This is a genomic window from Halapricum salinum (assembly GCF_004799665.1).
Classification (GTDB): Archaea; Halobacteriota; Halobacteria; order Halobacteriales; family Haloarculaceae; genus Halapricum; species Halapricum salinum.
Window position 1 is genome coordinate 2,370,457 of record NZ_CP031310.1, and the last position, 18,688, is coordinate 2,389,144.

The window sequence follows — 18,688 nt, forward strand, 5'->3', positions numbered from 1 at the left end:
CGCGTGTAACGATTATCCTCACAATACTTTCGAATCAATAGCTGGGGTGTAGAGTCAGAAATGTCCTTGATCGATACCATCAAACTCGACCGATTCGACCTGCGGCCCAAACTGATACTCGCGTTCGTGCTCGTGGCGGTACTAGTCGGAGTGACTGGTTTCCTCGGGTATACCAGCGTTTCGGCGGTCGATGCTCAGACCCACTCGATCGTCGAGGACGACGTCGCGGAGGCGGACGCGGCGATGGAGATGAAGTACGACCTCGAAAAAGAGCGGCGGGCATTGTTCGCGGTGCTGGCTGGTGATATGGATGCCGCCGACGAGTTCCGCGCTGCATCAGCGGATTTCGAGGAGTGGTACTCGACGCTGGCCGAACGTGACGACCTGACGGACGCACAGACACAACGTCTCTCCGAGATGGAACAGCAACACGAGCAAGCGGGCGAGACAGCCGAAGAAGCGATCGCCGCCATGGAGGCTGGCAACGAGCAACTCGCTCGAGACGAGATATCGGGGATTGACGAGACCTATGCCGAGCTCGAAGAGGACACGGTCGTCTTCGAGGAGAGCGCCGACGAGAAGATGGCCGCCTCCGTTGCCGCGGCCGACGCGACGACCGACGAGAGCCACCTGCTCATCATCGGGTTGACCATCGCCGCGTTCGTCGCGGCGATCGCGATCGGGCTGTTCGTCGCCCGTCGGATCACGAAACCGGTCCAGCAACTCGAGGAAGCGTCGGTCGCCATGAGCGAGGGCGACCTGACGACCGAGGTCGACGACCACATCGAGAACGACGAAATCGGTCGGATGACTGACGCATTCAGCGAGATGCAGGCCAACCTCCGAACGGTGTTCGAGGAGATCGACGTCTTCAGCAACAACCTCGCGGCCGGTGACGACGCCCTCCAGACCCGCGAACGAAAGACGGACTTCCCCGGCACGTACGGCGAGGTCATGACGAATCTGGACAACGGTGCCACCGAGATGGTCGGCGGCTTCGAGGAGATCCGGACGGCCAGCCAGGACCTGAAACAGGGGCGACTCGACCAGGACATCGACACTGACCGACCGGGCAACTACGGCGAGATTCTCGAGCGCTTCGACGATGGGATGACGACGCTCTCGGCGAGTTTCGACGAGATCGCCGACGCGAGCGCCGGACTCAAAGACGGCGACCTCGATCAGCGACTGGAGACTGACAAGCCCGGCCAGTACGGCGATGCCCTCGCGGACCTCCAGGCCGGCATCCAGCAGCTGGGCGACAGCATCGACTCCGTCCAGTCGATCGCCAACGAGGTCGCTGCCTCCAGCGAGGAAGTGACCGCCAGCACCGAGGAGATCCAGGCCGCCAGCCAGGAGGTGGCCAACTCCGTCGAGGAGATCTCACACGGTGCCGAGTTACAGAGCGAGAACCTCGAAGAGGTCGCCAGCGAGATGAACGACATGTCCGCGACCGTCGAGGAGATCGCCTCTTCCTCTGAAGAGGTCGCCGCCACCGCGACGACCGCCGTCGAACGGAGCGAAACCGGTCGCGATCACGCGGCCGAGGCCTCCGAGGAGATCGAGAGTATCGAGGAGACGGCCCAGGAGGCGACCGCCCAGGTCCAGACCCTCGACGACAAGATGGACGAGATCGGGGAGATCGTCGACATGATCACCGGGATCGCCGAGCAGACCAACATGCTCGCGCTGAACGCCTCGATCGAGGCCGCGCGGGCGGGCGAAGCAGGTGAGGGCTTCGGCGTCGTCGCCAGCGAGATCAAGTCCCTCGCCGAGGAAGCCGGACAGGCGACCACCGAGATCGAAGACCGGATCGAGGAGATCCAGTCGACGACCGACGAGACAGTCGACGAGATGGAGGAGATGCGAGAACGCGTCGAGAGCGGGTCCGAAACCATCGAGGACGCGATCGAGATGTTCGACGACATCGCCAATGCTGTCAGCGAAGCCGAGGGCGGCATCCGAGAGATCAGCGACGCGACCGACGACCAGGCCGCCTCCAGCGAGGAGGTTGTCTCGATGGTCGACGAGGTCTCGGGCGTGAGCCAGCAGACCAGTGCGGAAGCGAGTAACGTTTCGGCTGCAACCGAAGAGCAGGCCTCCTCGCTGTCGGAGGCTTCCCAGAACCTCCAGCAACTGTCCGGACTGGCCGACACCCTCCACGAGGAGGTTTCGGACTTCGAGGTCGACGGGACGGGTCAGCGACGGTCGTCGCCGACCGTCGATAGGACCGACTCGCGTGACGTTCGATCGACGGAGACCGTCCAGACCGACACCGCCGACGAACAGGACTCGGGCCCCAGAACCATCGAACCGGGGACAAAACTCACGGCCTCCTCCGACGGTGGCCGCGACATCAACGCCCCCAACGAGCAGTCAAACGGGAGGAAACACTGATGGCCAGCGCTGAACCGACTGTCGAGATGCCCGAGCAGGCACTCGTCTTCGCACTGGGTGCGGACGATTTCTGTGTCGGGATCGAGTGGGTCGACGAGATCGTCAAGCCAGAGGAAGTCAGTTCGGTCCCGGACATGCCCCCGATGGTCGAGGGCGTGATGGATCTCCGCGGCAAGACGACCACGATCGTCGACCCGAAGGTGACCTTCGGGCTCCCCGAGACGGACACCGATCAGCAGGTGATCATCTTCGATACCGACGGCGAGACCAGCGTCGGCTGGCTCGTCGATTACGCCTACCGCGTCAGGGACTTCGAGGACCCGGAACTCGAGGCCGTCGAAGACAACCGCTACATCGAGGGTATCCTGAAAGACGGAGACGAGTTCACGCTCTGGGTGGACCCCGAGCGTGTCAACGGCCAACTCACGTGACTGACCCGATGTCCGATGCCTCAACGGAGCCGAAACCGTCTTCCGAGCACGTGTTTCTCTGGGTAGAGTCGGAACTGCGTTCGCTCGACCGTCCGCTCGCCTCAACACGTCAGGTACCGGCCATCGAGAGCGGCGCGACCGTGTCGGTCCCGGGCGCACTGGAGCGACTCCGACGTGGGGCCGACGTTTCGGCGATCGTGTGCGAGCAACCGCTTCCGAATGCCGATGCGGTTGCCTTTCTGGAAGCGGTACGCGTTCAGGAGCCAGCAGTTCCAGTCTTTCTCGTAACGGGCGACCACGACGAGACGACTGCCAATCGCGCACGGCAGGCCGGCGTGACGGAATATCTCGTCGAAGCGGACCACGAGGGCTGGTGGAACGAGGTTATCGAACTCCTCGAGATGGCCGACCAGTACCATCGCCGCTCTCGAACGGTCGGAGCGGCTGGGCCGTCGCTGGAGGCGGTCCTCGAGACCGCTCCCGACGGGCTCGGCATCGTCCGAGACGGACGGTTCGTGGACTGGAACGGACAGCTGTGCGATCTCCTCGGGGTCGCCGACTGTACGCTCAGTGACGTTGAACCGGACGACATCGTCGACCCGAAACTCCTCTCGGTCGGGGCTGAGGGCGATACGTACCGACACGAGAGCGGCGTTCCGATCACTCGGCCGAGCTGCGGCTCCCTCGTGGCGGAGGTGACGACCGCGTCGATTCAGTGGGACGGGGCGCCGGCGACGCTCCTGATCTGTCGCGACCGCTCCCCGGCGGCTGCCGATCCAACGCTGAGTTCGGGGAAACGACTCCAGCAGGCGATCGAAGACGCGGGTCACGCCGTGTACATGACGGCGCCCGACGGGACGATCAGGTACGTCAACGCCGCGTTCGAGACTATCACCGGCTACGCTGCGCGGGAGGCACTGGGTCAAACGCCACAGCTACTCAACTCCGGCCTGACACCGTCGTCGTATTACGAGGGCCTGTGGGAGACGATAACGGCGGGTGACGTGTGGCAAGAAACCGTGACGAACCGGCGGAAAAACGGCGAGATCTACCACGCCGACCAAACGATTGCTCCAGTGACAGCTGACGGTACCGTCCATGGATTTATCGCAATACAGTCCGACGTGACCGCGAAAAAAGAGATGGAAGACGACCTCCGAACGTTCAAATCGATCGTCGAGCGGATCGACGACCCGATCATGATTCAGGATTCGGCGGGTCGGTTCCAGGTCGTCAACGACGCGGTCTCGGAGCTTGCCGGGCTATCGAGAGGCGAGTTGATCGGCACCGACGAGTTCGCGTTCATGGACGACGCCACCGCCGAACAGATTCAGACGATGAAATCACGTGTGCTCGAACGCGGCGACCCCGTCACCTATGAGGTGTCACCTGAACTTCCCGGGAACGGCGAGCGGCGGTTTTCGACGGTCAGATACCCACAGTACGACGACGACGGCACCCCCGCCGGGACGCTAGCGATCTGCCGAGACGTCACGGATATAAAGAAACACCAACGCCAGTTCCGCGTCATCGAGCGGGTGTTACGACACAACCTTCGGAACCATTTTCAGGTGATTCGAGGAGTTGCTGAATCCATCGAAGCAGAAGGATCCGGGCGTGTCGCGGAGAACGCACAGACGGTCGTCCGAACGACTGACGCGGTGCTCGAGACCGTCGACAAGGAACGACAGATCACCGAGTTCCTCTCCGAACCCGAGCCGGCCGGGACGGTCGACCTCGCCCAGGTAGCGGTGTCGGTGGCCGAGCAGGCCCGACGAAACCACGAGGATGCGGCGGTTGCAGTCGACAGTCCGGGACAGTGCAACGCGGTTGCGGTCAACTTGATCGACCGAGCCGTCGAGGAGCTCGTCGAAAACGCCATTGTCCACTCCGACGGTGACTCTCCGACTGTCACCGTGACCGTGACCTGTGATGGCGACTGGGCGCAGGTGGCGGTCGCCGATGACGGGCCAGGGATCCCAGCGATGGAACGGGACGTACTGACTGGTCGTAGAGAGATCGGGCCGCTGAACCACGGCCAGGGGATCGGGATGTGGATAGTTCACTTGATCGTCCAGGAGAGCGACGGGAGACTCGAGTTCACGGAAAACGAACCACGGGGAAGCGTCGTGACCGTCGCAGTACCACGACCGGACAGGACCTGATCGTTACCCGGTGTACTGGTGGTACTCCATGCCCTTGTGCTTCATCTCGTTGTGCTTGCGTTCGAGGAACGAGTAGACCGATCCGTGAGGTGCGCCTTCGATGATCATCTCGGCGGCTTCGCGGGCGGCCTCGACCTGCTGGGGCTCGCCGATCATCCCGAACGTCGAACCGTAGATGGCGACCGACGCGCCCGAGAGTTCTTCCATCAGTTCCCGAGTACGCCCGTTCTCGCCGATGAGCCGACCCTTGATCCGCTTGAGATCTTTCTTGTTGCGAGCGACTTCGTCGATGTCGATCAGGTCGAACAGCCGAAGCTCGCCGTCCAGTAGCGTGAGCGCGTCCTCGGGGTGGAAGCCGCGCCCGATCGCCTTCACGATGTCGGGGCCTTTCAGCGCCGTCACCGGGTCGCCGACGGACTCGACTTTGACCGCGCCGGTCTCGCTGTCGATGTCCAGGCGGACCTCCGCCTGCTCTTCGATCTCGCGCATCGTCTCACCTCCTTCGCCGATCAGAACGCCGATCCGATCCTGCGGAATCGTCACGTGTTGCATGCGCGAGAATATGCGATGGGATAGGATAAGTGTTCGGCACTGTCCGCCTGAACGGCCTCCTGGACGGCCGCTCAGCGGTCGGTGACGTCCTCGACAGCGTCGCGCTACAGGGCGACGTCCTCGACAGCGTCGCACTACAGGGCGACGTCCTCGATGGCGTCGGTCAGCTCCTTGACGCTCTCGACGTCGTGCTCGCCCATGTGGCCGATCCGGAAGGTCTGCTCGCCCAGCTGGGAGCCGTAGCCGTTCGAAAAGACCATGTCGTACTCTTCTGCGACCTGTTCGATAGTCGCGGCGACGTCGATCCCCTGGGTGTTCTCGATGCAGGACACAGTCTGGGAGCGATATCCCTCCTCCGCGAAGAGGTCGAAGTGCTGGCGGGCCCAGTCGTGGACGTACTCGGTCATCTCGCGGTGGCGCTGGTCGCGGGCGTCGTGGCCTTCTTCGAGCATGTGTTTCATCTGTTTGTGATAGGCGAGCATGATCGGGATGGCGGGCGTCGAGTGGGTCTGGCCCTTCCGGTCGTAGTAGTCCAGACAGCGCTGGAAGCCGCCGTACCACGAGGCCGAGTCCTTGCCGACCTCTCGGTCGTAGGCGTCGTCGCTGACGACACAGACGGCGAGGCCGGGCGGCATCGCGAAGGCCTTCTGGGTCGAGGTGAAGATCACGTCGATGTCGTGCTCGTCGATGTCGACGTAGTCCCCACCCAGCGCGGAGACGGCGTCGACGACGAAGTAGGTGTCCGGGTACTCGGCGATGACGTCGCCGATCTCCTCGATGGGGTTGCGCACGCCGGTCGAGGACTCGTTCATGACCGTGGCGACGACGTCGTAGTGTTTGTCCGTCGATTCGAGGTGCTCGCGGATGTCCTCGGGCTTGATGGCCCGGCCCCACTCGTACTCCAGGCGGTCGACGTCTTTGCCGAGGCGTTCGGCGACGTTGGCGTGGCGCTCGCTGAAGCTCCCGCAGGTCGGCACGAGGATGTTCTCGTCGACGAGGTTCAGGGTCGACGCCTCCCAGAACTCCGTGCCCGACCCCGTGAGGATGATGACGTCGTGTTGGGTGTCGAGAAACGTCTTGGTGTCCTCGACAATTGTCGTGTAGAGGTCGGTCATGCGGTCCATGCGGTGACCGAACATCGGCTGGGCCATCGTCTCGATCACGTCCTCGCGGACTTCTGTCGGACCGGGGATATACAGCGTCTTCTCCGGGTAGTGGTCTTTGTATTCCTGTTTTTTCGTCACCGGAACCACCTGTGTGTGCTGTCCTCCGCGGGCGGGGGCCATGGGAGTTTTGATGCCGTTCGCAGGCTCGGCCGTGTCGTTCAACTTTTATTACTGTCGGTCGATTGGTATGCAACGATGGATATCCCCGAGGACGTCGCCGATATCGAGGTCCTGACCCGTCGCCGTGACTTTTTGTCGTGTCTCGATGGCGAACCGGCGGAGAAACCGACGATCGTCGAGAATCTCGATCACTCCCGCTCGACGGTCGATCGCGCGATCCGGGCCCTCGAAGACGCGGGATTCGTCGAACGCACTACCGGGGGGTACGCCACGACGCTGACTGGGCGCCTCGCCATGGAGCGGTACGACTCGTTTCTGGCCGAGAGCGAGGCGATTCTCGACGCGAAACCGGTGATCGACGCGCTTCCGAGTACCGTCGAGTTGCCACAGGGCGCGGTCACCGACGGCGCGGTCGAACACTTCGACGACCAGTACGAACTGTTCGAGGTCCTGATCGAGACGCTTCCGGTCGCAGACAACTGCCGTGTACTGTTGCCACATGTCTCCGACAGCCGACATTTCCGGTTGCTCCACTCGCAGGTCACCGACGGCGAGCTCGACGTGACGTTCTGTTCCTGCGAGCAGACGTATCGCCAACTCGCCAGGGAGTTTCCGTACCTCGCAGCGGACCTCGAAGAAACGGCGTCGTTCACGCCCGTTCGGACGCAGGCGCTCGACTTCGGACTCGTGTTGATCGACGCCGGTGGGGACCGGACGGCAGTGATCGTCGCCTACGACGACCAGTCGGTCGTCGGGGTCGTCCGTACCGACGAGCCGACCGTGATCGAGTGGGCGAGCGACGTGGCCGATCGCGTGCTCGCGGACGCTACGCCGGTCGAGACGTTCGGTACCGCTCCCGACCGCGGGACGTTTCACGAGATGGACGACCAGCGGCTTCCGGCACCGCTGCGATCCCAGGGCTTCGAGCGCCTCGACGAGACGTTCTTCGAGAACAGAACGACGCTCGATCCCGTGACTGCCTGGCGGGCCGGCCTCTCCCTATCGGAGGTCGCGGCAGGGTACGCCATCGATCGGTTCCGCGAGAGCGAGGGCGATCGCGAGTCGGTCGTCCAGTCGCTTCTCGACGCGCTCGACGACGGTGCGGACCTCGCGCTGCTCGGGCCGCCCGGATCGGGCAAGTCGACGGTCTGCAAGCAGGTCGCCTACCAGTGGTTCGACAGCCAGCGTGGGACAGTGCTGTACCGAGAGAGCGGCCGTGGCCAGTCGTTCGACGACGTCGGGTCGCTGGAGGCGACGATCGGCCGCGGAGAGGGACACACGCTGATCGTCGTCGAGGACGCCGTGCGGGCGGAGGCCAACGTGATCTTCGAGGTGATGCAGTCGTTCAGCGGTCGGACGGACGTCACGTTCCTGCTCGATGCGAGGGAAGCCGAATGGAACGACGCCGAAGAGTTCCCCATCGACGCTCGTCTGGAGACGTTTCGCCAGCGCCACGTCAACACAGTTCAGATGCCGTCGCTCGACGACGCCGAACGTCGAGCGATTCTCGATCGATTCGCCGACATCGCGGACGTCGAACGTGACGGGCTCCCGGCGACGTTTGAGGACGCTGCCGCAACGTCGTCGGTCACCGGAACGGCGTTTCTGTTCTTCCATCGGTTGGCCCGATTCGCCCAACCCGTTGGCGAAGACGCGACGCCGACGACGCTGGAGGAGCACGTCGAACGCGTCCGTGATCGACTGGTCGCCGCGGGCGAGCCGACACTCGACGTCGGTGTGCTCGCGAACACGCTGAACGCTGCCGGGATCGGCGTGACGCCCGTTGCTCTGCACGCGGTTGCGGCAGGACTGGAGCACGTCGATCACACCACCGTTCGGCGGGCTATCGACGCACTCGATGGAGAGGTCCTGTTCGGTGACGCCGATGACGGTGCCTTCCGGACGGTACACGCCGCCTGGTCGGTCGAGTTCCTCGACCAGTTGGCCGAGACGGACGAGGCCGCTGCCGACCGGTTCGGCCGGACCGTCACTGCGCTGTTATCACTGGCGGATCACGGCGACCGTCGTGAGGCGGTCGCCAGTGCTGTCACCGGCTCGACGGACCTCCTCGGGACGATCGCGGCCGAGCCGACGGGGTGGGCCGACGACGTCGCCGGGCAGCTGTTCGATCTCGGCGAGTCGTATCCACGATTGGCCGGGCTGTTCGACACCACAGACCGATCGACGCTGACGCTCCCGGCAGCCTGTCGTCGTGAGACTGCGCTCCGCCAGCGGGTTGTCCGCGGCTACATGTTCAACTGGGCTGGTCAGTTCGATCGGGCGGCCGAGGAGTTCGGGTGGCTGATAGAGACACTGCCCGATCCGACCACCTCCCACGATCCGGATGCCCTGTCCGGACGGCTGTACGCCCGCGCGAAACTGGGCATGACCCGGGTCGAGAATGCTTCGGACGTCGCTGCCGCGAAAGAGCGCGGCGAGGAGGCGCTGGCGGCCCACCGCGCCGTCGAGGACGACAGAGGCGCAGTCGAGACGATGATCGAACTCGTCACTCTCGAGCTACACGCCGGCAACCTCGACGCGGCACAGGAGTACGCTGACCGAGCGTCCGCACTCGCCGATCAGTTAGACGACGACGGTCTGAAAGCGAGAGCCCTGAAGGGTGCGGTCATGGTTGCGGATACGAACGACGAGTACGAACGAGTCGCCGAACTCGCCGAGCGAGGGATCGACCTGGCGAGAGACGTTGCAGCGATCCGGGCTGAACGGCGTCTCATTCACTATCTGGCGTTGTCCAATCACCGCATGGGAAAGCTCGAACGCGCTGTCGAATACAATCAACGGTCGGCACACCTTTCGAGACGCCTGGGCGACTGGCACATGGCGTGTGCTTCACAGGTCGCACAGGCCATGTGTGTACTCGATCAGGGACAGTTCGATCGGGCACGGCAACTGCTCGACAGCCTCAAGGACGCGCCTGCGGAGTCGTTCGTCGCGATCGAGGCAGCTGCGACTGCCATACGGGGCTTGATCGAGTTGTACACCGATCGACCCGAACAGGCGATCGCGCAGTTCCGCTCACTCGTCGACGGTGACGATGCGACCGCGCGTGCACTGACGTTCGCCCACGTCGGGCTCACCGACGCCGTCCTCGATAGCAACGATCCCGATCCCGACCGTGCCGCCCAGCACGCCGAGACGGCGCTGGATCTCGCAGAACAGGCTGGGACCTCTCGATTTGTTTCCCGGGCCGAGCGCGCTCGGGGCCGGGCCGCGCTCGTCGCCGGCGACCTCGACGCCGCTGAGCGTCGCTACCGTCACGCGAAATCCATCGCAACCGACAACTCGCTCCGACTGCGGGCGCTAGAGGCTGAACGTGGTCTCGGCCACGTCGCTCGCGAGCGTGGCACCCACGATCAGGCTCGTGAACACTACGAGTCCGTCCTCGACGGCGCCCGGGAGACCGGCGCGATCCGAATCGCGCTCGACGTCGTCGCCGACCTCGCCGAGATCGACGGGTCCGAGTGGTACGCTCTCGGTGCGGATATCGCCGCGGAGGCAGACCTCGACGACAGGGCTGACGAACTGCGCGAGCGAGCAGACGCCCGCGAGCACGAACAGCGGCCCGAAACCGACTGAAACCGCCGCGTTTTGTGCCTGTGATTGACACACACTGAGATTTTTGCCGTAACTCTCAGTTATAGACATCTGGAGACGTATGAGTGTGGTACATGACCAACGACGAATCTCGGGAACCCCAGCACTTCGGGACACGGTGTGTTCACGCCGGTCACGAGCCAGACCCGGCGACGGGCGCTGTCGCACCGCCGATCTACCAGACCTCCTCCTATGCTTTCGGTGACGCCGACTACGCCGCGGATCTCTACGCGCTCGAAGCCGAGGGCAACGTCTACTCGCGGTTCGACAATCCCACGGTTCGCATGCTCGAAAAGCGACTCGCCGACCTCGAACGCGGCGTCGACGCCGTCGCCACTGGCTCGGGAATGGCCGCACTCGACGCCGCCACGTTCGTCCTCGCGGAGGCCGGCGACAACATCGTCTCTGCCTCGTCTATCTACGGCGGCACCCACAGTTACTTCGCGAAAGCCGCCGCGCGACGCGGGATCGACGCCCGGTTCGTCGACACGCTGGAGTACGACGCCTACGCCGAGGCCATCGACGACGACACGGCCTACGTCCACCTCGAAACGATCGGCAACCCCTCGCTGGTGACCCCGGACATCGAGCGCGTGGCCGAGGTCGCCCACGATCACGGCGTCCCCCTGTTCGTCGACAACACGTTCGCGACGCCCGCGCTCTGTCGACCGCTCGAACACGGCGCGGATCTGGTCTGGGAGTCGACGACCAAGTGGATCCACGGGTCGGGAACCACCATCGGCGGCATCCTCGTCGACGGCGGGAGTTTCCCCTGGGCCGACTATCCCGAGAAGTACCCCGAGATCGCCGCGGAGAACCCGGCGTTCGACACCAACTTCGCCGAGCGATTCGGCGACCGCGCGTTCACTGTGGCCGCACGCCAGCGCGCCGTCCGGAGTCTCGGCGACGGGCAGGCCCCTTTCGACGCCTGGCAGACCCTGCAGGGAAGCGAAACCCTCTCGCTGCGGATGGAGCGCCACTGCGAGAACGCCGCGGAGGTCGCGTCGTGGCTCGACGACCACCCGGACGTCGCGTGGGTCACCTATCCCGGCCTCGAATCTCACGAGACTCACGACAACGCCCAGCGCTATCTGGAGGGTGGCTACGGCGGGATGGTCGCGTTCGGCCTCGAACGCGGGTTCGAAGGCGGCAAGACCCTCTGTGAGGAGACCGAGCTGGCGCAGTTCATCGCCAACATCGGCGACGCCAAGACGTTGATCATCCACCCCGCATCGACGACGCACGCACAGTTGAGCGAGGCCGAGCAGCGCGAGAGCGGCGTCACGCCCGACCTGATTCGGCTGTCGGTCGGGATCGAAGACGCCAGAGACATCATCGCTGACCTCGAAGCGGGGATCGAACAGGTATGAACGTCGAGCGCGGGACGGTTTCGCTGGGCGAGTTCGAGTTCGAGTGCGGGGAGTCGATTCCGGATCTGGAGGTCGCTTACGAGGCCTACGGTGAGTTTACCGGTGACAACGCGGTACTGGTGTGTCACGCCCTGACCGGGAGTTCACACGTCGCCAGCCACCGCGAGGCCGCCGGCACGAGCGGGCAGGCCCGGGCCTGGTGGGACGACATCGTCGGTCCCGGCAAGGCCATCGACACCAACGACTACTACGTCGTCTGCGCGAACATCCCCGGGTCGTGCTACGGGACGACCGGTCCCGCAAGCGAGCACCCCGAGACGGGCGAGCCCTATGGGACTGATTTCCCTGCTGTCACGGTCCGGGACTGGACGGACGCCCAGCGCGAACTGCTCGACGAACTCGGTGTCCCCGCGTTGCACGCGGTCGTCGGCGGCAGCGTCGGCGGCATGAACGTCCTCGAATGGGCGAAACGCCACCCCGATCACGTCGACCGGATCGTGCCGATCGCCACCGCCGGTCGGGTCGACCCGCAGTGTCTCGCTCTCGACGCCATCGCCCGGCGGGCGATCACGACCGACTGCAACTGGAACGGCGGCGACTACTACGGTGACGGTCCCAAACCCGACGAGGGGCTGGGACTCGCCCGCCAGATCGGCCACGTGATGTACCTCTCGAAGGCCAGCATGCAGAAGAAGTTCGGCCGCCGTTCGGCCGGCCGCGACGCCGTCCGGACCTTCCCGACCGATCCCGCGGCCGGCTTCTTCCCCTACCGGGACGTCGAGTCCTATCTCGACTACCAGGCTGAGCGCTTCGTCGAGCGCTTCGACGCCAACAGCTATCTCTATCTCACACGTGCGATGGACAACTACGACCTCGCCTCGGGGTTCGAGGACGACGCCGACGCCCTCGCCGCCTTCTCGGGCCAGTCTCTCGTCATGTCTTTCACTGCGGACTGGCACTTCACCGTCGATCAGGCCGAAGACCTCGCCGAGTCGCTCCGGGAGGCCGACGTCCGGACCGCCCACCACGTCGTCGAATCGGACCACGGCCACGACGCCTTCCTCGTCGAGCCAGAGAACGTCGGCCCGCCGCTCGCGGACTTCCTCAGTTCGGGTGTCGAAGGGACGGCCATATCAGACACCGAGGACGAAGAGATCGACGAGGGCCGGGACTTCGCGCCCGTGCACAACAGCCTGTTCTCCTGACGTGGGTATCTGCAGTCACGCAACTAGCCTGGCGATCAGGCCGGAAACGTACTCGATTTCGTCGTCGTTGACGCCGTGGCCCATCCCCGGATAGAGCCGTTTCTCGACGTCGCCGTTCAGTCGCCCGAAGACCTTCGCCGAGACGTGAACGCGCTCTGCGGGGATGTGCGGGTCGACGTCGCTACAGCCGAAGAACACGGGCGTGCCTTCGAGGTCACCCTCGTAGTCCTCGACGTCGATCGACTGGCCGATGAGACCACCGCTCAGGGCGACGACCCCGCCGTAGCGGCGCGGATTGCGCGCGACGAACTCGCTGGCGAGGCAGGCTCCCTGGGAGAATCCCAGAATCACGATCTTCTCGGCCGGAATGTCGGCGTCTTCGACATTCGCGACAGCGTCGGCGACGGCCTGCAGCCCCGAGGAGCGGCCGGGTTCGTTGGACTCGACGGGCGCGGTGAAGGGGTTGGGATACCAGGTGTTGCGGGTGGCCTGGGGTGCGAGATAGGCGACGCCGTCGGCGCCGAACTGACTGGCCATCTGGAGGATGCTCTGGGCGGTCGCGCCGCGGCCGTGGACGAGGATCATCGCTGCCTCGGCGTTCTCGAGGTCCGCGCCGGCGGTCACGAGTGGCTGGTTCTGATGCGGGCCGTTGATTCTCTCGGTCACAGCAGTGTTTGGGCCGCAATCCTCTCAAGCGTTGCGTAGAGTGACATCGATGTCACCACGCCGACGACGGTCGCACCGGTAACGTTTTTGAGGACTATCCCGTCACTACGTGCGAAGACAGCGCCCCCACCACAGGTCGGCTGTTTCTCGGTCGCAGACATTCGAGGCTCCGAGAGACGCCGTCTGTGGCGGGTGCGCACCCGGCACGAGACGGGGGAGTACACCAACGTGACCGATACCTGGCCGATGACCGACGGCGGCACGTCCGTCCAGATGCAAGGGACGCGTCCGCGGATAGAGACACATCCGCTGTTCGGCGGCGTCCGCATCGTCGATCCGATCGAGGGCTCGCAGTTCACACTCCTGACGCCCAGTAGCGTCGAACCGACCGACGCCGACACCGACCAGTTCTACTTTCCGGTCGACACCGCAGCCACGATCTGCACCACCGAGATCGAGACGCCCTATCTGGTCGATATCTGGATCCGCGACACCGAGGGCAATCTGGTCGCCCAGAGCACCAACGAGGAGTCGATCGACGTCCCGCCCGGCCGGTACAACCTGGAAGTCTCCTCGGCCCAGATGAAGCTCTACCTCGCGATCGACGGCGGCGTCAGCGTCGAGTCCAGGGACGATCGGATGTACCTCGCGTTCGACCAAACCAGTTGCGTCACCGTCGGCGTGCGATCGCTGCACGAACAGCCGGCAGCGACGATCACGACGACGGACGACCCGGAGGATCTGATGACCGCGATTTCGGCTTTCGGATCGGCGCTGAAGACGACGACCTGCGAACGGTCGTTCCCGACGCTGCGGGGCCATCCGCCACTGCTCGAACGCGGCGCGGAGCTGTCGATCCCGGAGTCGCTGGACATCCCTGACACCGGGATTCGGATCGTCGTCCCGCCCGAGCACGAGTACATCTACCCGATCGCGTCGCTGGCGTATTACCTGGGCGCGACGGTCGAACCCGGGCCCGAACCCTGCCTGTACGCCGACGGGGTCCCGTTCTCGCTGACCGCGGACGGCGACTTCGAGTCGACGGTCGCCCGCGTCCTCAAGCAGGTCTTCCTGCTGGACTGTGTGACCCGGACTGAGGGGTACTATACGGTCGACTTGCACGAGCGCGAGGTCGTCGAGGAGCAGGTCGATCTGGATTTCGCGGAACTGTACGAGCAGTCGGTCGCCGAGCAGGTGCGGGCCTATCTCTCGATTCCCTACGAGAAGATCGAGGATGCTGTCCCGCGATGGAAACTGACCGCGGACGTTATCCCCGAATCAGGCCACGCCGAGACGCTGCCGTTCCTGGCGAACGACCTCGCGGTGATTCGGTGTCCCTCCTGTGCGGACATCGAGTCGCGGTCGGTCCACGGCGGCGCGACGACTGTCGAGGACTTCTTCGGATCGAGTTCGGGGACGGCACGTGGCGGGCTGACGCGGGCGACGCGATCGGCGAGTGACGAAGAGCGCCCCTTCGAGGAGCACGTCTTCCGGCCGCCCGAGGCGGACAGTATCGAGCAGGCTTATGTTGGTGAGGGGGTTCCTCTGGGCGCTAGTAAGATGACGGTGGAGGCGTTCAATCGTCGTTTGTCCTATTCTCCATCGGAGAATGCGAGGACGAGTGTCGTTGTCGTCTGTAATGAACAAGAGATGGCAGACGAGAATACAGTTTCTGAAATATACGGGACCCGGGAGTGGCTGGATTTCGATATAACCATCCGAAATAATCTCAAAACTGATGAACTAGCCGATCTGTTAGCGACTGATGCAGACTTTTTTCACTATATTGGCCACGTTGATGATGATGGAATTCGATGTGCTGATGGATGGCTGGATTGTCGCGATCTTGAGGAAGTAAATGTTAGCGCATTTTTATTAAATGCCTGTAAGTCGTATGAGCAAGGTAATGCTCTGGTAAAGAATGGTGCAATTGGTGGGATCGTAACTGTTGCTGATTTGTTAAATAAAACAGCAACGAAGCTCGGTCAGACCCTTGCCCATTTATTAGACGGTGGATTTTCACTGTTCACAGCCTTGGAGATCTTGGAAAAACGTAGTATTATTGGGAACCACTACCTTATTGTTGGGGACGGGAATACACAGGTCGTCGAAAGTAGAACCGGATCTCCATATCTGGCCAAAGTCAGCAAGATACGCGATTGCTTTGGTGTTCAGTTCGAGTTCTACCCTTCAAAAAATTACTCTATTGGGTCAATGGTGATACCAAAAATAAAAAAGGAGTCACCAAAGTACCTCGCTGGTAACCGAACAGAGGAATATGTTTTATCAGAGTACGATCTGGAAGAGTTCTTGATGACTCATGGCTTCCCGGTCGAATTTGATGATACTATTTATTGGAGCATGGATCTACTAGCCCACTTATCCGATTAAGGTCCGGCGACAGTAGAAGCGTTCCCCGCAGCAGCCCCGGCCTCCATCATCAACACAGTCAGCCAGAAGAGGACGCCGATCCATTTGGGGTGCTCTGCGACGAAACTTCGGATGGGGGAGGCACTTTTGCTCATGTTACGACTACACGTACCACGCGATGCGAAATGAATTTTTCTAAAGAAATTCAACAGAAAATTGTCTGGAATATGGGCGCAAATTAATTATCGGCTACCAACTGTTGTCTCCTACGTAGGAAGTAAGAGAGTCTCTGTGAGTGGGGATGTACGAGATACGAGCGATAGACCGGCGTGCGCGCAAGGTTTTTGTGCTGTGCGGTATCACTCAGTGACGCGAATTCATGTCGAACGAGGCCAGGAGGCGACCGATACGTGACTGACGACTGGCGTGCGGAGTTTCAGGAGTCGCGGGCGGATGGCGTTGCTAAACCGCGGATCGAGACTCATCCAGAGAGAGATGGTGTGCGGCTGGTCGATCCGATCGAAGGTGTCGATTTTGCCTTTTTCACTCCAGAACCGACTCATCCCGTCGAGTGTGAGACCGACGAATTCTATTTTCCAGTCGACACAGCTGCAGTCGTCGGAGTCAATAGACTCAAAGCAACATATAATCTGGATGTCTGGATACGCAATTCCAATGGGGAACTAGTCGCTCAAAACGAAACTGGTTCCGTTGTCAACGTCTCACCAGGGACCTACAATGCCGAGATTGGATCTGCTCACCTCAAAATATATTTACTTGTCGAAGGTGGGCTTGAAATCGACTCACGCGGTGACAGAGACGAGATTACCTGTACAGAGACAGATCAAATTAAAATCGGCATTCGGTCGAGCCACGAGCAACCGGCGGCGACGATAACGACGACGGAAGATCCACTCGACCTGATGGATGCTATATCCTGTTTCAGTTCTGCCCTGAAAACGACGACGTGCGAACGGTCATTTCCGACCTTACGTGGCCATCCGCCGCTACTGGAATGGGGTGATTCATTGACAATTCCAGACTCGGTTGAACCGCCTCAAACGGATATCTCCATCCGAATACCCCCGCAGTACGAATACCTATTCCCTGTTGCGCCTCTTGCGTATTATCTTGGTGCGACACTGGAACCTGGTGACACCCCGGAGCTATCGGCAGACGATGAAACGTTTTCGTTGGGTGGAGCCGACGAGTTCGAAGAAACCGTTGCGAACGTGTTGAAACAGATCTTTCTGTTCGACTGCGTCACACGTACTGAGGGATTTTATCAGATTGATCTCCAAGAGCGAGCATTGGTAGAGGACCGGGTCGATTTTGATTTTTCGCAGCTCTACGAGACTGACCTCGCAGAGCAAATTCAGACGTATCTTTCGGTTCCGTACGAGACAATCGAAGATGCTGTCCCGCAGTGGAGGCTCACTGCAGATGTACTTCCCGAGTTTGAATACGCAGAAACTCTCCCCTTTTTCATCGACGAATTGGCGATTATCCGCTGTCCTTCAATCGAGGAGATTGATGAAGCGTCGCCTGACGTAATATCTCACCGAGTCCAGAACTTCTTCGATACGATGGGTTCGGACGATATGGACGTATTTTGTCGGGGAGATGGTAGTCTCCCGGAAGTCTTTCGGCCAACCCCTGCTCATAGCACCGAACACGTATTCGTGGGGGAGGGTACACCTCTCGGTACCGGGAAGGTAACGGCCGATGCACTCCGCCGCAGATTGGATTCCGAAGTCTCGGCCACAGTGACGACAGATATCGTCGTCGTCTGTAACGACCCCTCGATGGCCGAAGAGAGCACGGTTACAGACATCTATGAAGGACCAGGTTGGATTGATTCTGATGTTTCTATTCGAAATGATGTTTCGACATCTGAACTGCGGTCACTACTACAGCGAGATATCGACTTTCTACACTACGTTGGACATGTGGATGACAGTGGAATCGACTGCCCTGATGGATATCTTGATACCCAATCACTCGACGAGGTACATATCGAATCATTTCTACTCAATGCCTGTCGTTCGTATCATCAAGGGAGAGGTTTGGTGACAAACGGGGCGCGAGGTGGTGTGGTAACCCTGTCAAAAATATCTAATAAAGATGGTATTCTGTTCGGGAAGATTTTTGCTGGCTTATTATCGAAGGGCGTCACTCTTGGACAGTCGCTTTCCCTGATGGACGATCTCGAAGAGATAGAATCCGAATATCTCGTTCTCGGTGATCCGACCACGCAAATACTCAGGGCGCAGTCTGCAATAACTGAAATATATCACATTCAATCCGAGAATGATCGTTACTCTCTCTCAGCAGAACAGGGTTTCACTGACTGGTGCCGAATTGGTACGTTTGTAACTGATAAATACTTCGACGACTCTAAGGAGATATTGTGTGGCAATGAATTTAGTAGATCTGATGCCACCGAGAATGAAGTGGCAGATCTCATCGAGAACACGACCTCTATTGTTCTGTTAGACGGTGAAGTAGCCGGACTTAATTCTCATTTGAGGAGTTGATATCTTCGATATTCTGTTTCTCTCTCCCCATCAGAAAACTCTTGGTACTGCCCGTATATATGATAGCTAATGACTCCCGACACGCCGAGGTGGC

Annotated in this window: 13 protein-coding genes; 8 read left to right on the forward strand and 5 right to left on the reverse strand. The window is 61.6% G+C overall.

From position 1 onward, the window contains the following. The first annotated feature begins 60 nt into the window (after window positions 1–60). The 3 genes from DV733_RS11605 to DV733_RS11615 are packed head-to-tail and all read left to right on the forward strand — an operon-like array spanning window position 61 to window position 4,993. A complete protein-coding gene (locus DV733_RS11605) occupies window positions 61–2,397 on the forward strand; it encodes a methyl-accepting chemotaxis protein (protein WP_136342339.1) in 2,337 nt (778 codons plus the stop codon). Then, window positions 2,397–2,828 carry a chemotaxis protein CheW gene (locus DV733_RS11610; protein WP_049994543.1) on the forward strand — a complete coding sequence of 144 codons (432 nt, stop codon included), beginning with the start codon at window positions 2,397–2,399 and terminating at the stop codon, window positions 2,826–2,828. Before DV733_RS11605 ends, DV733_RS11610 begins: the two co-directional genes overlap by 1 nt. Window positions 2,829–2,836: 8 nt before the next feature. Continuing rightward, complete coding sequence (locus tag DV733_RS11615) at window positions 2,837–4,993, forward strand: PAS domain S-box protein (RefSeq protein ID WP_049994542.1); 2,157 nt, start codon at window positions 2,837–2,839, stop codon at window positions 4,991–4,993. A 3-nt stretch (window positions 4,994–4,996) separates the two neighbouring features. Here the strand turns inward: DV733_RS11615 and DV733_RS11620 are convergent, their stop codons facing one another. Both DV733_RS11620 and DV733_RS11625 read right to left on the reverse strand, forming a co-directional pair. Then, window positions 4,997–5,545: a KH domain-containing protein gene (locus DV733_RS11620; protein ID WP_049994541.1), complete on the reverse strand. Its 549-nt coding sequence runs from the start codon at window positions 5,543–5,545 to the stop codon at window positions 4,997–4,999. A gap of 134 nt (window positions 5,546–5,679) precedes the next feature. Further along, entirely contained in the window at window positions 5,680–6,789 is a 1,110-nt protein-coding gene (locus DV733_RS11625; RefSeq protein ID WP_049995326.1) for a pyridoxal-phosphate-dependent aminotransferase family protein, read from the reverse strand. A gap of 117 nt (window positions 6,790–6,906) precedes the next feature. Between DV733_RS11625 and DV733_RS11630 the strand changes: the two genes are divergently transcribed. From DV733_RS11630 to metX, 3 genes are all read left to right on the forward strand, one after another. Then, complete coding sequence (locus DV733_RS11630) at window positions 6,907–10,428, forward strand: P-loop NTPase (protein ID WP_049994540.1); 3,522 nt, start codon at window positions 6,907–6,909, stop codon at window positions 10,426–10,428. A gap of 92 nt (window positions 10,429–10,520) precedes the next feature. Continuing rightward, window positions 10,521–11,816, forward strand: a complete 1,296-nt coding sequence (locus DV733_RS11635; protein ID WP_049994539.1) for an O-acetylhomoserine aminocarboxypropyltransferase/cysteine synthase family protein — start codon at window positions 10,521–10,523, stop codon at window positions 11,814–11,816. Continuing rightward, window positions 11,813–13,021 carry a homoserine O-acetyltransferase MetX gene (metX, locus tag DV733_RS11640; RefSeq protein ID WP_049994538.1) on the forward strand — a complete coding sequence of 403 codons (1,209 nt, stop codon included), beginning with the start codon at window positions 11,813–11,815 and terminating at the stop codon, window positions 13,019–13,021. The genes DV733_RS11635 and metX overlap by 4 nt, the downstream gene beginning before the upstream one ends. 15 nt (window positions 13,022–13,036) lie before the next feature. Here metX and DV733_RS11645 read toward each other — a convergent pair whose 3' ends face one another. Then, window positions 13,037–13,675, reverse strand: coding sequence for an alpha/beta hydrolase (locus DV733_RS11645; RefSeq protein ID WP_049995325.1), 639 nt, complete (start codon window positions 13,673–13,675; stop codon window positions 13,037–13,039). A gap of 8 nt (window positions 13,676–13,683) precedes the next feature. Beyond that, window positions 13,684–13,848 carry a hypothetical protein gene (locus DV733_RS17135; RefSeq protein ID WP_154019533.1) on the reverse strand — a complete coding sequence of 55 codons (165 nt, stop codon included), beginning with the start codon at window positions 13,846–13,848 and terminating at the stop codon, window positions 13,684–13,686. A gap of 67 nt (window positions 13,849–13,915) precedes the next feature. On the opposite strand from DV733_RS17135, the gene DV733_RS11650 reads away from it, so the two are divergent. Further along, on the forward strand, window positions 13,916–16,078 hold the full coding sequence (locus DV733_RS11650; protein ID WP_237560507.1) for a hypothetical protein: 2,163 nt from the start codon (window positions 13,916–13,918) through the stop codon (window positions 16,076–16,078). Here DV733_RS11650 and DV733_RS17350 read toward each other — a convergent pair. Beyond that, window positions 16,075–16,212, reverse strand: coding sequence for a DUF7503 family protein (locus DV733_RS17350; RefSeq protein ID WP_170178702.1), 138 nt, complete (start codon window positions 16,210–16,212; stop codon window positions 16,075–16,077). The two genes, DV733_RS11650 and DV733_RS17350, sit on opposite strands and share 4 nt — an antisense overlap. 255 nt (window positions 16,213–16,467) lie before the next feature. On the opposite strand from DV733_RS17350, the gene DV733_RS11655 reads away from it, so the two are divergent. Next, window positions 16,468–18,594 carry a hypothetical protein gene (locus DV733_RS11655; protein WP_136342340.1) on the forward strand — a complete coding sequence of 709 codons (2,127 nt, stop codon included), beginning with the start codon at window positions 16,468–16,470 and terminating at the stop codon, window positions 18,592–18,594. The last annotated feature ends 94 nt before the right edge of the window (window positions 18,595–18,688 follow it).

Excerpts from the sequence above, each read along its gene's own strand:
- DV733_RS11605 (WP_136342339.1), top strand. The coding sequence starts at position 61 with ATGTCCTTGATCGATACCATCAAACTCGACCGATTCGACCTGCGGCCC.
- DV733_RS11610 (WP_049994543.1), top strand. The coding sequence starts at position 2,397 with ATGGCCAGCGCTGAACCGACTGTCGAGATGCCCGAGCAGGCACTCGTC.
- DV733_RS11615 (WP_049994542.1), top strand. The coding sequence starts at position 2,837 with ATGTCCGATGCCTCAACGGAGCCGAAACCGTCTTCCGAGCACGTGTTT.
- DV733_RS11620 (WP_049994541.1), bottom strand. The coding sequence starts at position 5,545 with ATGCAACACGTGACGATTCCGCAGGATCGGATCGGCGTTCTGATCGGC.
- DV733_RS11630 (WP_049994540.1), top strand. The coding sequence starts at position 6,907 with ATGGATATCCCCGAGGACGTCGCCGATATCGAGGTCCTGACCCGTCGC.
- DV733_RS11635 (WP_049994539.1), top strand. The coding sequence starts at position 10,521 with ATGACCAACGACGAATCTCGGGAACCCCAGCACTTCGGGACACGGTGT.
- metX (WP_049994538.1), top strand. The coding sequence starts at position 11,813 with ATGAACGTCGAGCGCGGGACGGTTTCGCTGGGCGAGTTCGAGTTCGAG.
- DV733_RS17135 (WP_154019533.1), bottom strand. The coding sequence starts at position 13,848 with ATGTCTGCGACCGAGAAACAGCCGACCTGTGGTGGGGGCGCTGTCTTC.
- DV733_RS17350 (WP_170178702.1), bottom strand. The coding sequence starts at position 16,212 with ATGAGCAAAAGTGCCTCCCCCATCCGAAGTTTCGTCGCAGAGCACCCC.